Source organism: Pseudomonas sp. B14(2022), assembly GCF_012030485.1.
Classification (GTDB): domain Bacteria; phylum Pseudomonadota; class Gammaproteobacteria; order Pseudomonadales; family Pseudomonadaceae; genus Aquipseudomonas.
The window spans coordinates 254,774-269,606 of the sequence record NZ_JAAUVM010000001.1; the positions used below are offsets into that span (position 1 = coordinate 254,774).

The following is a 14,833-nucleotide window of genomic DNA, read 5'->3' on the forward strand; positions in this document are numbered from 1 at the left end:
GAACATGAAAATAACCAAAAGTCTGTTGCACGTGGGTGTGCTTGGACTGTCGATCCTGGCGAGCAATGTCATGGCGGCAGTGTCGGCGGATGAAGCCGCCAAGCTGGGCACGACCCTGACACCGATGGGTGCGGAAATGGCCGGTAACGCCGCCGGCACCATCCCGAAATGGTCGCCGATGCCGACCAACGCCGGCGCCGTGGATGCCAAAGGTTTCCTCGCCAACCCTTACGCCAGTGAGCAGCCGCAGTTCACCATCACCGCGCAGAACGTCGAGCAGTACAAAGACAAGCTGGCACCGGGGCAGTACGCGATGTTCAAGCGTTACCCGGAAACCTTCAAGATGCCGGTCTACCCAACTCATCGCGGCGCTACCGTGCCGGCCGATGTGTTCGCATCCATCAAGAAGAACGCCACCACCACCAACCTGGTGTCTGGCGGCAACGGCCTGGAGAACTTCGAAACCGCCATACCGTTCCCTATCCCGAAAAGCGGTGTGGAAGTGATCTGGAACCACATCACCCGTTATCGCGGGGGCAGCGTGACTCGTCTGGTGACCCAGGCCACGCCGCAAACCAACGGTTCCTACAGCTTGGTGTACTTCCGCGACCAGTTCGTGTTCCGCGACAAGATGAAGGACTTCGACCCGAAAAACCCAGGCAACATCCTGTTCTACTTCAAGCAGCAAGTGACCGCGCCGGCACGTCTGGCCGGTGGTGTGCTGCTGGTGCACGAAACCCTGGACCAGGTGAAGGAGCCGCGTTCGGCGTGGGTCTACAACGCCGGCCAGCGCCGTGTGCGCCGGGCACCGCAAGTGTCCTATGACGGGCCGGGTACCGCCGCCGATGGCCTGCGGACCTCCGACAACCTCGACATGTACAACGGTGCGCCGGACCGCTACGACTGGAAACTGGAAGGCAAGAAGGAAATCTACATCGCCTCCAACAGCTACAAGATCGACGATCCGAAGCTCAAGTACGCCGACATCATCAAGGCCGGCCACATCAACCAGGACCTGACACGCTACGAGCTGCGCCGTGTCTGGCACGTGGTCGCCACCTTGAAGGAAGGCCAGCGCCATATCTATGCCAAGCGTGACTTTTACATCGACGAAGACACCTGGCAAGCCGCAGTGATCGACCACTACGACGGCCGTGGCCAACTGTGGCGCGTTGCCGAGGCCCATGCCGAGAACTACTACGACAAGCAAGTACCGTGGTACGCCCTCGAAACCCTCTACGACCTGCAGTCCGGCCGTTACCTGGCACTGGGCATGAAGAACGAAGAGAAACAGGCCTATGACTTCGGCTTCACCGCCACCACCAGCGACTTCACCCCAGCGGCCCTGCGCCAGGAAGGTGTTCGCTAAATTCCACTAGCGCCTCAATGTGGGAGGGGGCTTACCCCCGATAGCGATGTGACAGTCAGCGCATGCATTGACTGATCCGCCTCTATCGGGAGCAAGCCCCCTCCCACTTTTTGTTTGTGGCGATATTTCTTGTCTCAGTTCTTTTTCAGGCAAATGTTGCAAAGATCTACAAACTCGCCGCTTTTACCGCTAGTCTGCGGTCATCTGCAATGCCGACAACAGCCTTCTACAAGAGCCCGGCGATGACTGATCTGTCCCGAATCCAAGGGCCCGCCAGTGCGGTAATCCCGACCCTGGAAGGCCGCTTCTACAGGCCTCCTCTACCCGACGGCTACGTGCTGCGCCCGCGGCTGTGTGAACGGCTGAGCGCCGGCCTGGAAGGGCGGTTGCTGCTGGTCAGCGCACCGGCTGGGTTCGGCAAGAGTTCGTTGGCGGTGGAGTTCTGCCAGGGCCTGCCGGCTCACTGGCAAAGCCTGTGGCTGGGCCTGAGCCCCCGGGACAACGAGCCCGGGCGTTTTCTTGAGCGTCTGCTCGAAGGGTTGCAGCACTACTTCCCGGCACTCGGCACCCAATCCCTGGGCCTGCTGAAAATGCGCCAGCGGCACCAACCCTTTGCATTTGAAGAATGGCTCGATGGTCTGCTCGATGAGCTGACCGTGCACCTGTCCACCTGTGCGCCTTTATTGCTGGTGCTGGATGACTACCATCTGGCCCAGGGACCGGTGCTGGACCGTTGCCTGCAATTTTTCCTCAACCATTTGCCCGATGGCCTGGTGCTGCTGGTCACCAGCCGCCAGCGCCCGGACTGGCATCTGGCGCGCTTGCGGTTGTCACGGCATTTGCTGGAGTTGCACGAGCAAGACCTGCGCCTGACCCATGCCGAATCCCAGGCCTTGCTGGATCGCCACAGCAATTCCTTGAGTGGTGAAGCCCTCGACAACCTCATCCGCCGCAGCGAAGGCTGGGTGGCCGGCCTGCGCTTTTGGTTGCTGGCGGCCTCCGAAGCCGGCAACGAGGACGCCCTGCCGCAAAGCCTGCACGGTGGGGAAGGGCTGATCCGCGACTACCTGCTGGAAGAAGTGATCGACTGCCTGCCGCCCGAAGTGCAAGCGTTCCTGTTCGACACCGCGCCCCAGGACCGTTTTTGCAGCGAGTTGTGCGATGCCGTGCGCGAAGCTCATGACAGCGCCGAGATCCTGCGTTACCTGCAAGCCCACCAGGTGTTCCTGGTGCCCTTGGACGAACAGGGGCATTGGTACCGTTATCACCATTTGTTCTCCGACCTGCTGCGCACCCGCCGCGCGAGCAGCAATGTATTGCCGGCCGCCAGCCTGCACCTGCGCGCGTGCCGTTGGTTCAACGCCCAGGGCTTGATCGACGAGGCGGTGGAGCAAGCATTGCGCGCCGGGCACCTCGACGTGGCGGCCAACCTGGTGCAGAACCTGTCCGAAGAACAACTGCTGGCCGAGCAGAATGTCGGCATGTTGCTGCGCTGGAAAATGGACTTGCCCGACAGCCTGCTGATCAGCACGCCGCGTCTGATTGTGCTGTACAGCTGGGCATTGGGGTTGGCCTGCCAGTTGGATGCGGCGGAGGAGTTATCCGCGTACCTCAGTCGCTTCCTGCCGGCGCCCTCGGCCACTGCACAGCGCTCGATGCTGGCCCAGTGGCTGGCGCTGAGCGGGATTATCGCCCGCGGCCGAGGTGAGCGTGAGTTGACTCAGCGCTATTGCAGCGAGGCGTTGGAAAGCCTGCCGCAACGGCGTTACGGCCAGCGCCTGGTGTGCCTGTCGACCCTGTCCAACCTGGCCATCGCCGATGGCGATTTGTGGCGTGCCCGTGGCCTGAACCGTGAATCCCTGGAACTGGCGCAGCGCGTCGGCAACCCATTGTTCGAAGCCCTGGCCCATTACGACCGTGCACGGGTGTTACAGGCCCGTGGCGAAATCCTGCGCGCCCTCGATGAGGTGCGCCAGGGCCAGCAGCGCCTGCACGGCCTGGCACCGCAGCGACTGTATGCGGTGCGTGCGCGGCTGTCGCTCTACGAAGGCTACTTGCTGTTGGTGCGTAACCAGTCCGAAGCCGGCATCGCCCACCTGCGCGCGGGCGTGGCCGAGGCGCGGGCCTGTCGCGATATCAGCGTGCTGATCGGCCATTGCGTGATCGCCAGCTTCGAAGGGCGGCGCCATGACTTTCCCAGAGCCTTCGCCGAACTCGCCGAAGCCGAGCGTTTGATGCATATCTGGGATGTGCCGCCGATCTACTACCTGGCGATGATTACCCTGATCAAATGCGAACTGTGGCTGGCCCAAGGCCGCACCGACCTGGCGGATGCCTGGCTGACGCGGCTGGGCCAGACCTACAACGGCGAAAAAGCCGCCGCCGCACCGGAATTCCACCCGCACCTGCCGCAACATATCGGGCTGCAACAAGCCGCCCTCGATGCCGTGCGCCATCAGCCCCAGGCGGCGCTGGAGCGGCTTGAAGCATTGGCGCAACAGGCCCGCAACAGCGGGCGCGAGATGATTGCTCTGATGGCGCTGACCCAGCAGGCCCAGTTGCTGCTCGAGTGCGGTCAGGAAGCCAGGGCGCGGCCGGTGCTGGCCCAGGCGTTTGAGGCGGGCGCCGGGGGCGCGTTACAGCCGTTCCAACGCTTGTTGGACGGGTATCCGGACTGGATGCGCGAGCAATTGGGCAAAGACCCGCAAGGTCCGCTGCACCAGAGCCTGCTCGCACTTCTCCCGGCGGTTGTGACGCCCGAGGTCACGACCAGCCACGAAACCCTGAGCACGCGCGAGCTGGCGGTCTTGCAACTGATCGCCCAAGGCTGCTCTAACCAGGAGATCAGCAACCAGCTGTTTATCTCCCTGCACACCGTCAAGACCCACGCCAGCCACATCAACAGCAAGCTTGGGGTGGAGCGGCGCACCCAGGCCGTGGCGCGAGCCAAGGCGATGGGCTTGCTGGCGTAAGTGCTGGGCGGTTTACGGTGCCGTCGGGCACTGGCCGGCTGACCTGTCGACCGCCTGCCTGACCTGCGCGGCAAAGCGCTTGATATTGTTTTGATGGGCGAGCACTACGTCGTCGATGCTCGGCCCGGCGGGCGACTGCAATGTGGTCCGGCAGGTCAGCGGCGGGCTCTCGATGCCACCGGCCGGGCGTAGGCGCCATTTGACGTCGAGCAGCGCGTACTGGCCGGGTACGGAGTCAAAGCGCTGTACTTCAAGACGCAGCAACATCGATTGCTGAGGTTTGCTGTTGGCCAGTTGGTCCACCAGCGCACTCCTCAACTCATCCGCGAGGCTCGCGGCCCACCACTGGGTTTCCAGGATCGCCACGCCACTGTCGCCCTGGCGGATCACAATCTGCGGTCGGTCGACCTGGGGTGGAACGGTGATGCTTTCAATCCGGAGGGTGCCTGCGTCGGCTCCAGTGGCCGTATTCCAGTGCGCCGGGGTCAGCGTATGAAAGGTAATCGGAGTACTGCTGCACGCCGCCAGCAACATGAACATGCCGATCAAGGTGATTTTCAACGGAAACGTCATGGCGCTTGCTCCAGGGGTCATTTGCGCGGAGGTCCTTGCAGGTCCAGGGGCGCGGCGTTGTCGGGGCGACCGCGGATCAGCGATTCCGGGTGACGGCCCAGGTAGTCCGACAGTTCGCGCAGCGAGCGCGACATACGGCCCAGTTCATCCAGGGTCTGGGTCAGCTGCTCGCGCTGCGGTGAGTCCTCGGCCAGGGTCGAGCTGGCCGATTGCAGCGTCTTGCTCACGTCAGCCAGGGTGTTCTGAACGCCGGGCAGGGTTTTGGCGTTGAATTGGGTCAGGCCTTTGCGCAGCTCGACCAGGTTGCTGTCGAGGTTGCCGGCAATGCGTTCGATCGGCAGTTGGTTGATCTTGTTGACGATGCTCTCGAGTTTTTCCTGCAACTGCTCCAGGTTGCCGGGAATGGTTGGAATGCTGACTGGGCGCAGGCTGGGGTCAAATTTGACCTTCTCGGCTTTCGGGTAGAAGTCCAGCGCGATGTATAACTGGCCGGTCAGCAAGTTGCCACTGCGCGCCTGGGCGCGCAGGCCATTTTCGATGAACGAACCGATCAGCCGTACGCCGGCGGCCTCGTCGTTGGGATTATGGTTCATGACCTTGAGCAGCTTGGTGTGGGCCTGCCCGAGCAACTGTGGATAGATCACGATGCCGACGTTGAGTGGGAAGCTGCGTTTATTGGCATCGAAGTCCAGGTTGATCGACACCACTTTGCCAAACTCGACACCGAGGAATTCCACTGGCGCACCGACCTTGAGCCCGCGCAAAGCCTGGTCGAATCGCAGGACCATGTATTGGCCCTCGCCGCTGGGTGGGGCGAGGGCGCTGTCTTGATCGTCGAAGAGCTCAAAGGTACGTGCTTCGTCGGCCGGTTTGTCGTTCGGGCTGTACGGCGGCGCCCGAAAGGCGATGCCACCGACCAGCATGGACGAGAGCGATTCGGTCTTCAGCGCAAAGCCATTGGCGCCCACGCTCAGGTCAACCCCGCTGGCATTCCAGAAACGCGTGTTTTCGGTGACATAGGCATCATTGGGCGCATGCACGAACACCTCGACATTGACACCCTTGCCTTCGGCATCCAGCTCGTAGGCCACCACCTGGCCGACCTCGATTTTGCGGTAGTACACCGGTGAGCCGATATCCAGCGAACCAAGGGTCTGCGTGTGCAGCGTGAAACGCTTGCCCGGTTCGCCGTAGGTGATGGGCGGCGGGTTTTCCAGGCCTTTGAACTGTTTGGCACGTGTCTCCGATTGGCCGATGTCGGCACCGATGTAGTCGCCGGAGAGCAGGGTGTCGATGCCGGATACACCGCCGGCGCCGATACGCGGGCGCACCACCCAGAACTGCGAGTCGGCGCGGGTGAAGCTTTCGGCCTGCTTGGCCAGTTGAACGGTGGCGTTGACGCTTTTCTGGTCGTCACTCAAGGCGACGTCGGTCACTTGGCCGATCACCACGTTGCGGTACTTGACCTCGGTTTTATTCGCGGTCAAACCGCTGCCGGTCTTGAAATTGAGGGTGATGGTCGGGCCCTGCTGGAGGACGCTGTGTACCACCAGCGAAATCCCCACCAGCACCGCGACGATCGGCACGATCCACACCAGCGAAACGCTGAAGCGCCGTGTCTTGATCGCAGGTGACCCTGGGGCTTGCGGGGTGTCAGTGGGATGTGACGTCATCCGAGGTCTCCTTGTTGTGCGGGTTTTCCCAGATCAGCCTCGGATCGAAGCTCATGGCGGCCAGCATGGTAAACACCACCACCAGGCCGAAAAACAGGATGCCCAGGCGCGGCTCGATGGTGCCCAGGGCCTGGAACTTCACCAGTGCGGCCACCAGCGCAACCACGATGACATCCAGCATGGACCAGTAACCAATCAGTTCGACGAAGCGGAACAGCTTCGAACGTTCCTTGCGTGCCCAAAGGCTATTGCGCTGCACGGTGACCAGCAGCAGGGTCAGGGACACAAACTTGATGCCGGGCACTGCGATGCTGGCGATGAAAATAATCAGCGCAATGTCCCACGCGCCATGCTGCCAGAACTCCAGGACCCCGCTCATGATGGTGCTGTCCGCCCCTGAGCCGAGCATGGTGGTGTTCATCACCGGCAGGAGGTTGGCGGGCACATAGAACGCCAGCGCGGTGAGCATGTAGGCCCAGGTGCGTGTCAGGGAACTGACCTTGCGCCGGTGCAGGGGCGCGCCGCAGCGCTCGCATTCGGTCGGCCCGGCGCGCATGTCGCAGGACAATCCGCAGCTGTGACAGAGGCACAGATCGAGCTCACTGGCCGTGGGTGGTGTGTTCATAAGGTGTCCCATAGGTCGCGCACATCACGTCCGGCAATGCGGATCAGCAACAGGCTGAGCACGGCCAGGGCAAACAGGCCGGTGCCGGGTATCACATCAAGCATGCCGGCCAGCTTGAACACCGCCACCATCGCCCCGAGCAGGCACACCTCCAGCATGCTCCAGGGCCGGAGCGCCTCCAGCCAACGCATGCACAGCCGGAACGCCGGTGAGCGCTTGCCCGCGAGGGCGAAACTCAAGACCCACGTCAACAGCAGCAACTGGAACACGGGCGCGATGATGATGGAAATGGCCGCCACCAGCGCGATAAAGGTGATCGGCCCCAGGCTCAGCGCTACTACCGAATCCCATAGCGTGGCGCTGCTTTTCAGGCCTTGCAGGCTGATACTCATCACGGGATAGAAATTGGCGAAAGTCCACAGCACCGCAGCCGTCAGCGTCAGGGCGAGGCGCTGTTGCACCGACAGGCCGTTGTAGCGCTGGAGTACGCCGGCGCACCGTATGCAGTGGGCTTTTTGATGTCTGGCGAGCGTGACTTTTTCGTAAACACAGTCGCAGTGCTCGCAGATGATCAGTTGATTCGCCATGGAGATCGCTCCAACGCGGCACAGTGGCGGGGGGCTGGGTTGTTTTTCGATGGTGTGGGCAAGCTTAGCAGTCGCTGCTCTTCAGGTCTGGCACCTCGTCAACCATACTGTGCGGAATATGCCATAGAGCCCGCAGGAGCACCGATGAATATTGAAAAAGCCGCGCTGATCCGCGAAACCTTCCCGGTCGGCCCGTTGCAGTGCAACTGCACGATCATTGGCGACCCCGTCACCAAAAAGGCTATCGTGGTCGACCCGGGTGGCAATCATGAATTGATCCTGGCACGTCTCGATGCACTGGGCCTGAAAGTGGTGAGCATCATCCACACCCATGCCCATCTCGATCACTTCCTGGCCTCGGGGCGATTGAAGGAGAAGACCGGTGCCACCCTGCACCTGCACAAGGAAGACCAGTTTCTCTGGGACAACCTGGAGATGCAGTGCCAGATGTTTGGTGTGCCCTACACTCCGGTGCCGTCGCCGGATCGCTGGCTGGCCGATGATGAAGAGTTGGCCTGTGGGTGCGGTGTGGCGCTGCATACACCGGGGCATACGCCAGGCTCGATGAGCTTCTGGTTTGCCGATGCCCAACTACTGATTGCCGGGGACACGCTGTTTCGGCGCGGGGTAGGGCGTACGGATTTGTGGGGCGGGGACCAGGCGACGATCGTGCGTTCGATCAAGCAACGGCTCTACACGCTGGATGAGGGCGCGACGGTGGTGACCGGGCATGGCCCGGACACGCGCCTGGGTGACGAGATGCGTGAGAACCCGTTTGTGCGGGCGTGAAGCAATGGTTCAAACGGCAATCCGCTGTAGCAAAAACACAGGCCGCGTTCAGCATGTGTCTGCTACGGTTTCTGTAGCAACGCAAGTCCCGAACGTTTTGTTACAGGTTGGGGCGTGTACACGGAATTTTTACCGTTTGTCGCGTTCCAAACTCGGCACGGGTCCATTGCCAATGTCCTTTGCACCACAGAATGCAAAAAGTAGGAGCTCCCTTCATGTTCACTCCGCGTCGTCTGCTTGTTGTCGCTACCGCCGTAGCCTTGTTGTCCGGCTGCGCTTCACCTAATCCTTATGACGGCAGCAGCCAGGGACAGGCGAATAATGAATCCAGCGGTATGAGCAAGACCGCCAAGTACGGTGGCCTGGGTGCCCTGGCCGGTGCATTGGCGGGGGCTGCCATCGACCATAACAACCGTGGCAAGGGCGCGCTCATTGGCGCAGTGGTTGCGGGTGCCGGCGCCGCGGGCTATGGCTACTACGCCGACCAGCAGGAAAAGAAACTGCGCGAAAGCATGGCCAATACCGGGGTTGAAGTTCAGCGCCAGGGCGACCAGATCAAGCTGATCATGCCGGGTAACATCACCTTCGCCACCAACTCGGACGCGATCTCCAGCAGCTTTTACCAGCCGCTGAACAACTTGGCCAACTCCCTCAAGCAGTTCAACCAGAACACCATCCAGATCGTGGGTTACACCGATAGCACCGGCAGCCGCCAACTGAATATGGACCTGTCCCAGCGCCGTGCCCAGAGCGTGGCCAACTACCTGACTTCCCAAGGCGTCAATGGTGCGAACCTCAGCGCACGCGGTGCCGGCCCGGATAACCCGATTGCCAGCAACGCCGACGTCAATGGCCGTGCCCAGAACCGTCGGGTAGAAGTGAACCTCGGTCCGATCCCGGGCCAGCAGTACGGCCAACCTGGCGCGCAGCAACAAGTGCCGCAGCAGAACAACCAGTTCCAGGGCAACCCGTACCAGCAGTACCAATAAACGCTGCTCACTAAAAAGGGCGCCATGCAGTGAATGCATGGCGCCCTTTTTTATAGCTGCCGCTTACATCAATCGATGTATTCGAACACCTTCACGATCTTCTGCACGCCGGACACGCCCTGAACCAGGTTGGCTGCGCGCGTGGCTTCCGCCTGGGTCAGCAGGCCCATCAGGTAGACGATGCCGTTATCGGTAACGACTTTGATCCGCGAGCCGGGAATCGCGTTGTCGGTCAGCATCTGCGCCTTGATCTTGGTAGTCAGCAGGGCGTCGTTGCTGATGGCCAACAGGGTGATCGGGTCCATCACCTGCAATTCGTTGTGGACCTTCTTGACTCGTTGTACGGCCGAGGCGGCTTGTTCGGCCTGGGCCTTGAGGTCGGCGCGTGGCGTTTGGCCTGCGAGCAGTACCACGCCGTTGAAGCTGGTCACGACGATGCGTGAAGCACCGTTGCCCAGGTCCGTGGCGGCTTTGGCAATGTTGACTTCGACCTTGGTTTCGATCAGCGAGTCGTCAATCTTGCTGCCGAAGGTGCGGGTGCCCTTGTCATCCTGAATAGGGGTGTCACGTGTCGCAGTGATTGCCGTGCTGCAGCCGCTGATGCCGAGGCACAACGTAATGGCCAAAAGGCCGAGGCGGTTAACGGTCATTCTTCACTCCCAAACAGTTGGCTGTCGATCAGATCGCACAGGCAGTGGATCGCCAGCAGGTGGACTTCCTGAATACGTGCGGTGACATTGGCCGGGACGCGAATCTCCACATCTTCGGGCAGCAGCAGCGAGGCCATGCCGCCACCGTCGCGTCCGGTCAATGCTACGACAATCATTTCGCGATCATGTGCGGCCTGGATCGCTTGAATAATATTCGCCGAGTTGCCGCTGGTGGAAATCGCCAGCAGCACATCGCCTGGTTGGCCCAGGGCGCGGATCTGCTTGGAGAAAATTTCGTTGTAGCTGTAGTCGTTGGCGATCGAGGTGATCGTCGACGAATCGGTGGTCAAGGCGATGGCCGGCAGGCTCGGGCGCTCACGCTCGAAGCGGTTGAGCAGCTCCGACGAAAAATGCTGGGCATCGCCGGCCGAACCGCCGTTGCCGCACGAAAGCATTTTGCCCTCGTTGAGCAAGGCATTGACCATGACCTGACTGGCTTGCTCGATGTGCGGTGCAAGTACGTCCATCGCCTGTTGCTTGGTGTCGATGCTGGCCTGGAAAAGCTGGCGAATTCGGGATTGCATGTCCATCTGTGTGACCTTAAGTAGCGCGGCTGTTTGGCACAGAAATGTGCAGCCCGCAAAGCAAAGAGCAAAAGTGTGTGATGAAGGTGTCCGGCGAATCAGCTGTCGAAGGCATTTTGCAGCCAGTTCAGATCAACTTGACCAGACGGTGTGCTTTCCATGGCAACCACATCGAAACGGCAGGGGGCGTCGGCCCAGCGATGCTCTTTTTGCAGGAAAAACTGCGCAGCGAGTATCAGCTTCTGACGCTTGCGCCCGTCGATACTGGCGAGCGCGCCACCCCATTGTGCGTGTTTTCTGTAGCGGACTTCGACGAATACTACTGTATCGCCGTCAAGCATGACCAGATCAAGCTCGCCGCGTTTACACAACCAGTTCTGCGCCAGCAGGCGCAGACCCTGTTGTTGCAAGTGTTTCAGCGCTTGAAGTTCGGCATCCTTGCCGCTTTGTGCAGTGGACCGCTCCGGCATCAGCGCGGGGTGTCCGGCAGGCGTTGGATCTCGCCACCGACGAACTTCGCCCATGGCATCTGGCGATCGACGCGCTGGTTGGTGCTGATGCCCAGGTTGCCCGAGAGACCGTCAACCCGTGTATCCGGCAGCGCCTTCAACTGGCCCAGGCGCGGTGCCAGGCGGTAGGCGTCGACGCCCATCGCATACAGGCGGCCAAGGCTGCCATTGGCTTGCGGCCATTGTGCGGCAACCTGGTTGCGCAGCGGGTCGGTGGTGTTGAGCAGCCAAGGGGTTTCGCAGAACATCACGTTGGTCATGTCCAGGTACTGGTTCTTGTCGCCGCTGGCGCTGAACACATGGGACGTGGCGTACACCGGCACATCACCGGCGTACTGGAAGTTCAGGGTCGGCTTGATCTGCTGGGCCAGCTGCGGGGTAACGGCCAGGAAGATGAACTCGATGTCCTGGCGACGTGACGGCTGTGCCGCTACGTCTGTGCCCACTGTGCTTTGCAGGCTCTTGGCGCGACCTTCGCTTTTACGCAGTTGGAACAGGTCGGCGATTTGCTGGGCGAGGGCGACCGGCTGGTCGACATACTCAACACCAACAACCGTGCCACCGTTGGCTTCCCAATCCTGGCGGAAGGCCTTGTAGACACGCTCGCCCCATTCGCCACGGGGCACCATGGCAGCAGCGCGGTGCAGGCCATCGGCACGGGCGCGGCGCGACACTTCGCGGGCTTCGTCTTCAGCGGCCAGGCCGAACTGGAACAGTTGCGGTGGGCTCTGGTCGGTTTCGCTGTAGTTCAGCGCGAGGGTGGTGATCGGCAATTGAGGGCGCGCACTGAGTTGTTTGACCAGCGGCTTCTCCAGCGGGCCGACCACCAGTTGCACGCCGGCGGCCTGGGCCTTGGCGTAGAAGTCGTCGATGGAGGTCAGGCGCGAACTGTCATAGAACTCGATGGCCGGTGGCTTCTGCCCGGCTTGTTCAGCCTGGTAGTGCGCCGCCATGAAGCCTTCGCGCAGCGCCTTGCCGACGGAGGCCAGTGGGCCTTCCTGCGGCAGTAGCAGGGCGATCTTGTTCAAGGGCTGGCTGGCCAGCTCCTTGAGCTTGGTCAGCGGGGTTGGCAGTTGCACAGCAGCCGGGTGGCCTGGGTTCTGTGCGCGCCAGGTGTCGATAGCGGCCTGTTGTTGCTCCAGCGTACCGGCGCCCTTGACCGCCTGGGCCAGGGTGATCCAGCCGTCCAGGGTCGGGTTGCCGCTGGCTTGCAGTTGTTCTGCAGGCAGTGCGGCAATCAAGGTCCAGATGGCGTCGTGATTGCTTTTAGCCGCATCGCCGCTGAGCAGTGGCGCCATGGCAACGCGCTCGCGAGCAGCGGCCAGGGTCTGGCCATCAGCTTCATAAGCGCGGGCGTGCACGGTGCCGGTGCGGATCTGCTGTTCGGTCGGCAGCTCCTTCAGGCTTTGCAGGCTCGGATGGTTCAAGGCGGTCAACGCGGCCTTGGGCTGGTTGCGCGTCATGGCCAGTTCGGCGGCCAGGGTGCTGGCAAATACTTGCGCGGCTGGCTTGAGGACATCCAGGGACACTTGCGCAAGAATCTGCGACGAGCGGCCGGGGTTGTTCTGGCGGTAGGCCATGTCTGCCGCACTCAGGCGCAGCAATGCGGCCTTTTCTGGTGTCTTGGCGGTGGTGGCCTGTTCGAGCAGTTGCTCGATACTGGCGTCCGGGGTCCGTGGAAGGTCGCCAAGGCTGGACGAGGGCGAGCTGGCGCAAGCGGCCAGTAAGGCAGCGAGGCAGAGGGCGGAGAGCAGCCGCAGGCAAGCGATCATGTAAGTGTTCCTGATACCGATCAAATTAGCGTGGAATTGTACCCAAGCACTGGCCCAGGCGCGATGTTACTGGCGTGAAACCTTTGATTTAGGTCGTGCAAATGTTGCTGTTGGCAATTGATGGCAGAAAAGGCATCGGCCGTGATGGCATATTTTCAAGGCGCCTACGCGCTACAATATGGCTTTTGCCAACCATCGAGGTGTGCGCTTTGACTGCTCCAGGTCCTTTGAATTCCACTGCAGGCTCGCTTTTTGTCGTGGCGACGCCCATTGGCAACCTGGACGACATCAGTGCCCGAGCACTGAAAGTGTTGCGCGAGGTTAAATTGATCGCGGCCGAAGACACCCGGCACTCCCAGCGCTTGATGCAGCATTTTGGTATCAGCACACCACTGGCGGCCTGCCACGAACACAATGAGCGCGAAGAAGGCAGCCGCTTTATTGTCCGCCTGTTGGCCGGTGACGATGTCGCACTGATCTCCGATGCGGGTACGCCGCTGATCTCCGATCCGGGCTATCACCTGGTTCGCCAGGCGCGGGCCGCAGGTATCAATGTAGTACCTGTTCCCGGGGCGTGCGCGCTGATAGCGGCGTTGTCGGCGGCGGGCCTGCCCTCGGATCGCTTTATCTTCGAAGGTTTCCTGCCGGCCAAGGCGGTGGGGCGCCGTGCCCGTCTCCAGGCGGTAAAGGAAGAACCGCGCACCCTGATCTTCTACGAAGCCCCGCACCGTATCCTCGAATGCCTGCAGGACATGGAGCTGGTGTTTGGTGGCGAGCGTCTTGCGTTGCTGGCGCGTGAACTGACCAAGACGTTCGAAACCCTCAAGGGCTTGCCGCTGGAAGAACTGCGCGCGTTTGTCGAAGGCGACAGCAATCAGCAGCGTGGAGAGTGCGTGGTGCTGGTGGCAGGCTGGACAGCACCGGAGGCGGAAGACGCAGTCGGCAGCGAGGCCATGCGTGTCCTCGACCTGTTGCTCAAGGAGATGCCCCTCAAGCGCGCGGCGGCGTTGGCGGCGGAAATTACCGGCGTACGCAAGAATGTGCTGTATCAAGTTGCGCTGGATAAACAGAAAGCCGAATAGTTCCGGGGTTAAACCGGTATTCCGTCCGAACGTGATGGCAATGCTGCACTTTTAATACTTGTCCTGAGGCCGCCGTGCCGTTAACCTGCGCGGCGGAGAGTCGATTGGACAGTCGCTGCCCTCTATGAAAATTAGGGGGGGGAGGAAAGTCCGGGCTCCATAGGGCGAAGTGCCAGGTAATGCCTGGGGGGCGTGAGCCTACGGAAAGTGCCACAGAAAATAACCGCCTAAGCATTTCGGTGCCGGTAAGGGTGAAAAGGTGCGGTAAGAGCGCACCGCACGACTGGCAACAGTTCGTGGCTAGGTAAACCCCACTTGGAGCAAGACCAAATAGGGTCCCAAGGCGTGGCCCGCGCTGGGACCGGGTAGGTTGCTAAAGATGTCCAGTGATGGCCATCGTAGACGAATGACTGTTCAAGACAGAACCCGGCTTATAGATCGACTCTCCACCTTTTTCCTTCTGTGCGAATCTCGGACAGAAAACCGGTAGTAACGCAAGAAACCCTCCCTGCCAAATCATTGGCAGATGCATCTTCGTAATACCAAAAAAATCTTACTCTTAATAAATTACTTTAACTTTGAGCTGTAGCTCTTTGAGCTATTTGTGCTTATCGAGCCAAAAACACCGCCGAACTCTGGTTTCTCCTCCTTTTACGCTC

The 14,833-nt window shown here is 61.1% G+C and carries 13 protein-coding genes and 1 other RNA gene; 6 read left to right on the forward strand and 8 right to left on the reverse strand.

The annotated features are described in order from the left end of the window. The first annotated feature begins 4 nt into the window (after window positions 1–4). Window positions 5–1,369, forward strand: a complete 1,365-nt coding sequence (locus HCF10_RS01290) for a DUF1329 domain-containing protein (protein WP_131698395.1) — start codon at window positions 5–7, stop codon at window positions 1,367–1,369. 242 nt (window positions 1,370–1,611) lie between these two features. Next, the gene (locus tag HCF10_RS01295; RefSeq protein ID WP_167654738.1) at window positions 1,612–4,341 is read left to right on the forward strand and encodes a LuxR C-terminal-related transcriptional regulator; all 2,730 of its coding nucleotides are present in this window, start codon (window positions 1,612–1,614) and stop codon (window positions 4,339–4,341) included. A 12-nt stretch (window positions 4,342–4,353) separates the two neighbouring features. Here HCF10_RS01295 and HCF10_RS01300 read toward each other — a convergent pair whose 3' ends face one another. The 4 genes from HCF10_RS01300 to HCF10_RS01315 are packed head-to-tail and all read right to left on the reverse strand — an operon-like array spanning window position 4,354 to window position 7,799. Beyond that, complete coding sequence (locus HCF10_RS01300; RefSeq protein WP_167654739.1) at window positions 4,354–4,914, reverse strand: PqiC family protein; 561 nt, start codon at window positions 4,912–4,914, stop codon at window positions 4,354–4,356. 17 nt (window positions 4,915–4,931) lie between these two features. Next, window positions 4,932–6,587, reverse strand: coding sequence for a PqiB family protein (locus tag HCF10_RS01305; protein ID WP_131698392.1), 1,656 nt, complete (start codon window positions 6,585–6,587; stop codon window positions 4,932–4,934). Continuing rightward, the gene (locus tag HCF10_RS01310) at window positions 6,568–7,212 is read right to left on the reverse strand and encodes a paraquat-inducible protein A (protein WP_145335315.1); all 645 of its coding nucleotides are present in this window, start codon (window positions 7,210–7,212) and stop codon (window positions 6,568–6,570) included. Before HCF10_RS01310 ends, HCF10_RS01305 begins: the two co-directional genes overlap by 20 nt. Beyond that, window positions 7,209–7,799 (reverse strand): paraquat-inducible protein A, encoded by a 591-nt coding sequence (locus HCF10_RS01315; RefSeq protein ID WP_167654740.1) that lies wholly within the window; start codon window positions 7,797–7,799, stop codon window positions 7,209–7,211. The genes HCF10_RS01310 and HCF10_RS01315 overlap by 4 nt, the downstream gene beginning before the upstream one ends. Before the next feature lie 144 nt (window positions 7,800–7,943). On the opposite strand from HCF10_RS01315, the gene HCF10_RS01320 reads away from it, so the two are divergent. After that, window positions 7,944–8,588: an MBL fold metallo-hydrolase gene (locus tag HCF10_RS01320; protein ID WP_167654741.1), complete on the forward strand. Its 645-nt coding sequence runs from the start codon at window positions 7,944–7,946 to the stop codon at window positions 8,586–8,588. A gap of 215 nt (window positions 8,589–8,803) precedes the next feature. Further along, the gene (locus tag HCF10_RS01325; RefSeq protein ID WP_131698388.1) at window positions 8,804–9,577 is read left to right on the forward strand and encodes an OmpA family protein; all 774 of its coding nucleotides are present in this window, start codon (window positions 8,804–8,806) and stop codon (window positions 9,575–9,577) included. A 68-nt stretch (window positions 9,578–9,645) separates the two neighbouring features. Here HCF10_RS01325 and HCF10_RS01330 read toward each other — a convergent pair whose 3' ends face one another. The 4 genes from HCF10_RS01330 to HCF10_RS01345 form a co-directional block, all read right to left on the reverse strand. Continuing rightward, the gene (locus tag HCF10_RS01330) at window positions 9,646–10,227 is read right to left on the reverse strand and encodes a BON domain-containing protein (RefSeq protein ID WP_027604770.1); all 582 of its coding nucleotides are present in this window, start codon (window positions 10,225–10,227) and stop codon (window positions 9,646–9,648) included. Next, complete coding sequence (locus HCF10_RS01335) at window positions 10,224–10,817, reverse strand: phosphoheptose isomerase (RefSeq protein WP_007904374.1); 594 nt, start codon at window positions 10,815–10,817, stop codon at window positions 10,224–10,226. The genes HCF10_RS01330 and HCF10_RS01335 overlap by 4 nt, the downstream gene beginning before the upstream one ends. A 92-nt stretch (window positions 10,818–10,909) precedes the next feature. Beyond that, on the reverse strand, window positions 10,910–11,281 hold the full coding sequence (locus HCF10_RS01340; protein WP_074843924.1) for a YraN family protein: 372 nt from the start codon (window positions 11,279–11,281) through the stop codon (window positions 10,910–10,912). Then, on the reverse strand, window positions 11,281–13,092 hold the full coding sequence (locus HCF10_RS01345; RefSeq protein ID WP_167654742.1) for a penicillin-binding protein activator: 1,812 nt from the start codon (window positions 13,090–13,092) through the stop codon (window positions 11,281–11,283). Before HCF10_RS01345 ends, HCF10_RS01340 begins: the two co-directional genes overlap by 1 nt. A gap of 209 nt (window positions 13,093–13,301) precedes the next feature. Here HCF10_RS01345 and rsmI point away from each other — a divergent pair, with 209 nt between their 5' ends. Both rsmI and rnpB read left to right on the forward strand, forming a co-directional pair. After that, complete coding sequence (rsmI, locus tag HCF10_RS01350) at window positions 13,302–14,174, forward strand: 16S rRNA (cytidine(1402)-2'-O)-methyltransferase (protein ID WP_078731724.1); 873 nt, start codon at window positions 13,302–13,304, stop codon at window positions 14,172–14,174. Window positions 14,175–14,270: 96 nt separating this feature from the next. After that, an RNA gene (rnpB, locus tag HCF10_RS01355) (RNase P RNA component class A) lies at window positions 14,271–14,624 on the forward strand. The last annotated feature ends 209 nt before the right edge of the window (window positions 14,625–14,833 follow it).

What these genes read in the sequence shown, in the direction of transcription:
- HCF10_RS01290 (WP_131698395.1), top strand. Translation starts at nt 5, where the DNA reads ATGAAAATAACCAAAAGTCTGTTGCACGTGGGTGTGCTTGGACTGTCG.
- HCF10_RS01295 (WP_167654738.1), top strand. Translation starts at nt 1,612, where the DNA reads ATGACTGATCTGTCCCGAATCCAAGGGCCCGCCAGTGCGGTAATCCCG.
- HCF10_RS01300 (WP_167654739.1), bottom strand. Translation starts at nt 4,914, where the DNA reads ATGACGTTTCCGTTGAAAATCACCTTGATCGGCATGTTCATGTTGCTG.
- HCF10_RS01305 (WP_131698392.1), bottom strand. Translation starts at nt 6,587, where the DNA reads ATGACGTCACATCCCACTGACACCCCGCAAGCCCCAGGGTCACCTGCG.
- HCF10_RS01310 (WP_145335315.1), bottom strand. Translation starts at nt 7,212, where the DNA reads ATGAACACACCACCCACGGCCAGTGAGCTCGATCTGTGCCTCTGTCAC.
- HCF10_RS01315 (WP_167654740.1), bottom strand. Translation starts at nt 7,799, where the DNA reads ATGGCGAATCAACTGATCATCTGCGAGCACTGCGACTGTGTTTACGAA.
- HCF10_RS01320 (WP_167654741.1), top strand. Translation starts at nt 7,944, where the DNA reads ATGAATATTGAAAAAGCCGCGCTGATCCGCGAAACCTTCCCGGTCGGC.
- HCF10_RS01325 (WP_131698388.1), top strand. Translation starts at nt 8,804, where the DNA reads ATGTTCACTCCGCGTCGTCTGCTTGTTGTCGCTACCGCCGTAGCCTTG.
- HCF10_RS01330 (WP_027604770.1), bottom strand. Translation starts at nt 10,227, where the DNA reads ATGACCGTTAACCGCCTCGGCCTTTTGGCCATTACGTTGTGCCTCGGC.
- HCF10_RS01335 (WP_007904374.1), bottom strand. Translation starts at nt 10,817, where the DNA reads ATGGACATGCAATCCCGAATTCGCCAGCTTTTCCAGGCCAGCATCGAC.
- HCF10_RS01340 (WP_074843924.1), bottom strand. Translation starts at nt 11,281, where the DNA reads ATGCCGGAGCGGTCCACTGCACAAAGCGGCAAGGATGCCGAACTTCAA.
- HCF10_RS01345 (WP_167654742.1), bottom strand. Translation starts at nt 13,092, where the DNA reads ATGATCGCTTGCCTGCGGCTGCTCTCCGCCCTCTGCCTCGCTGCCTTA.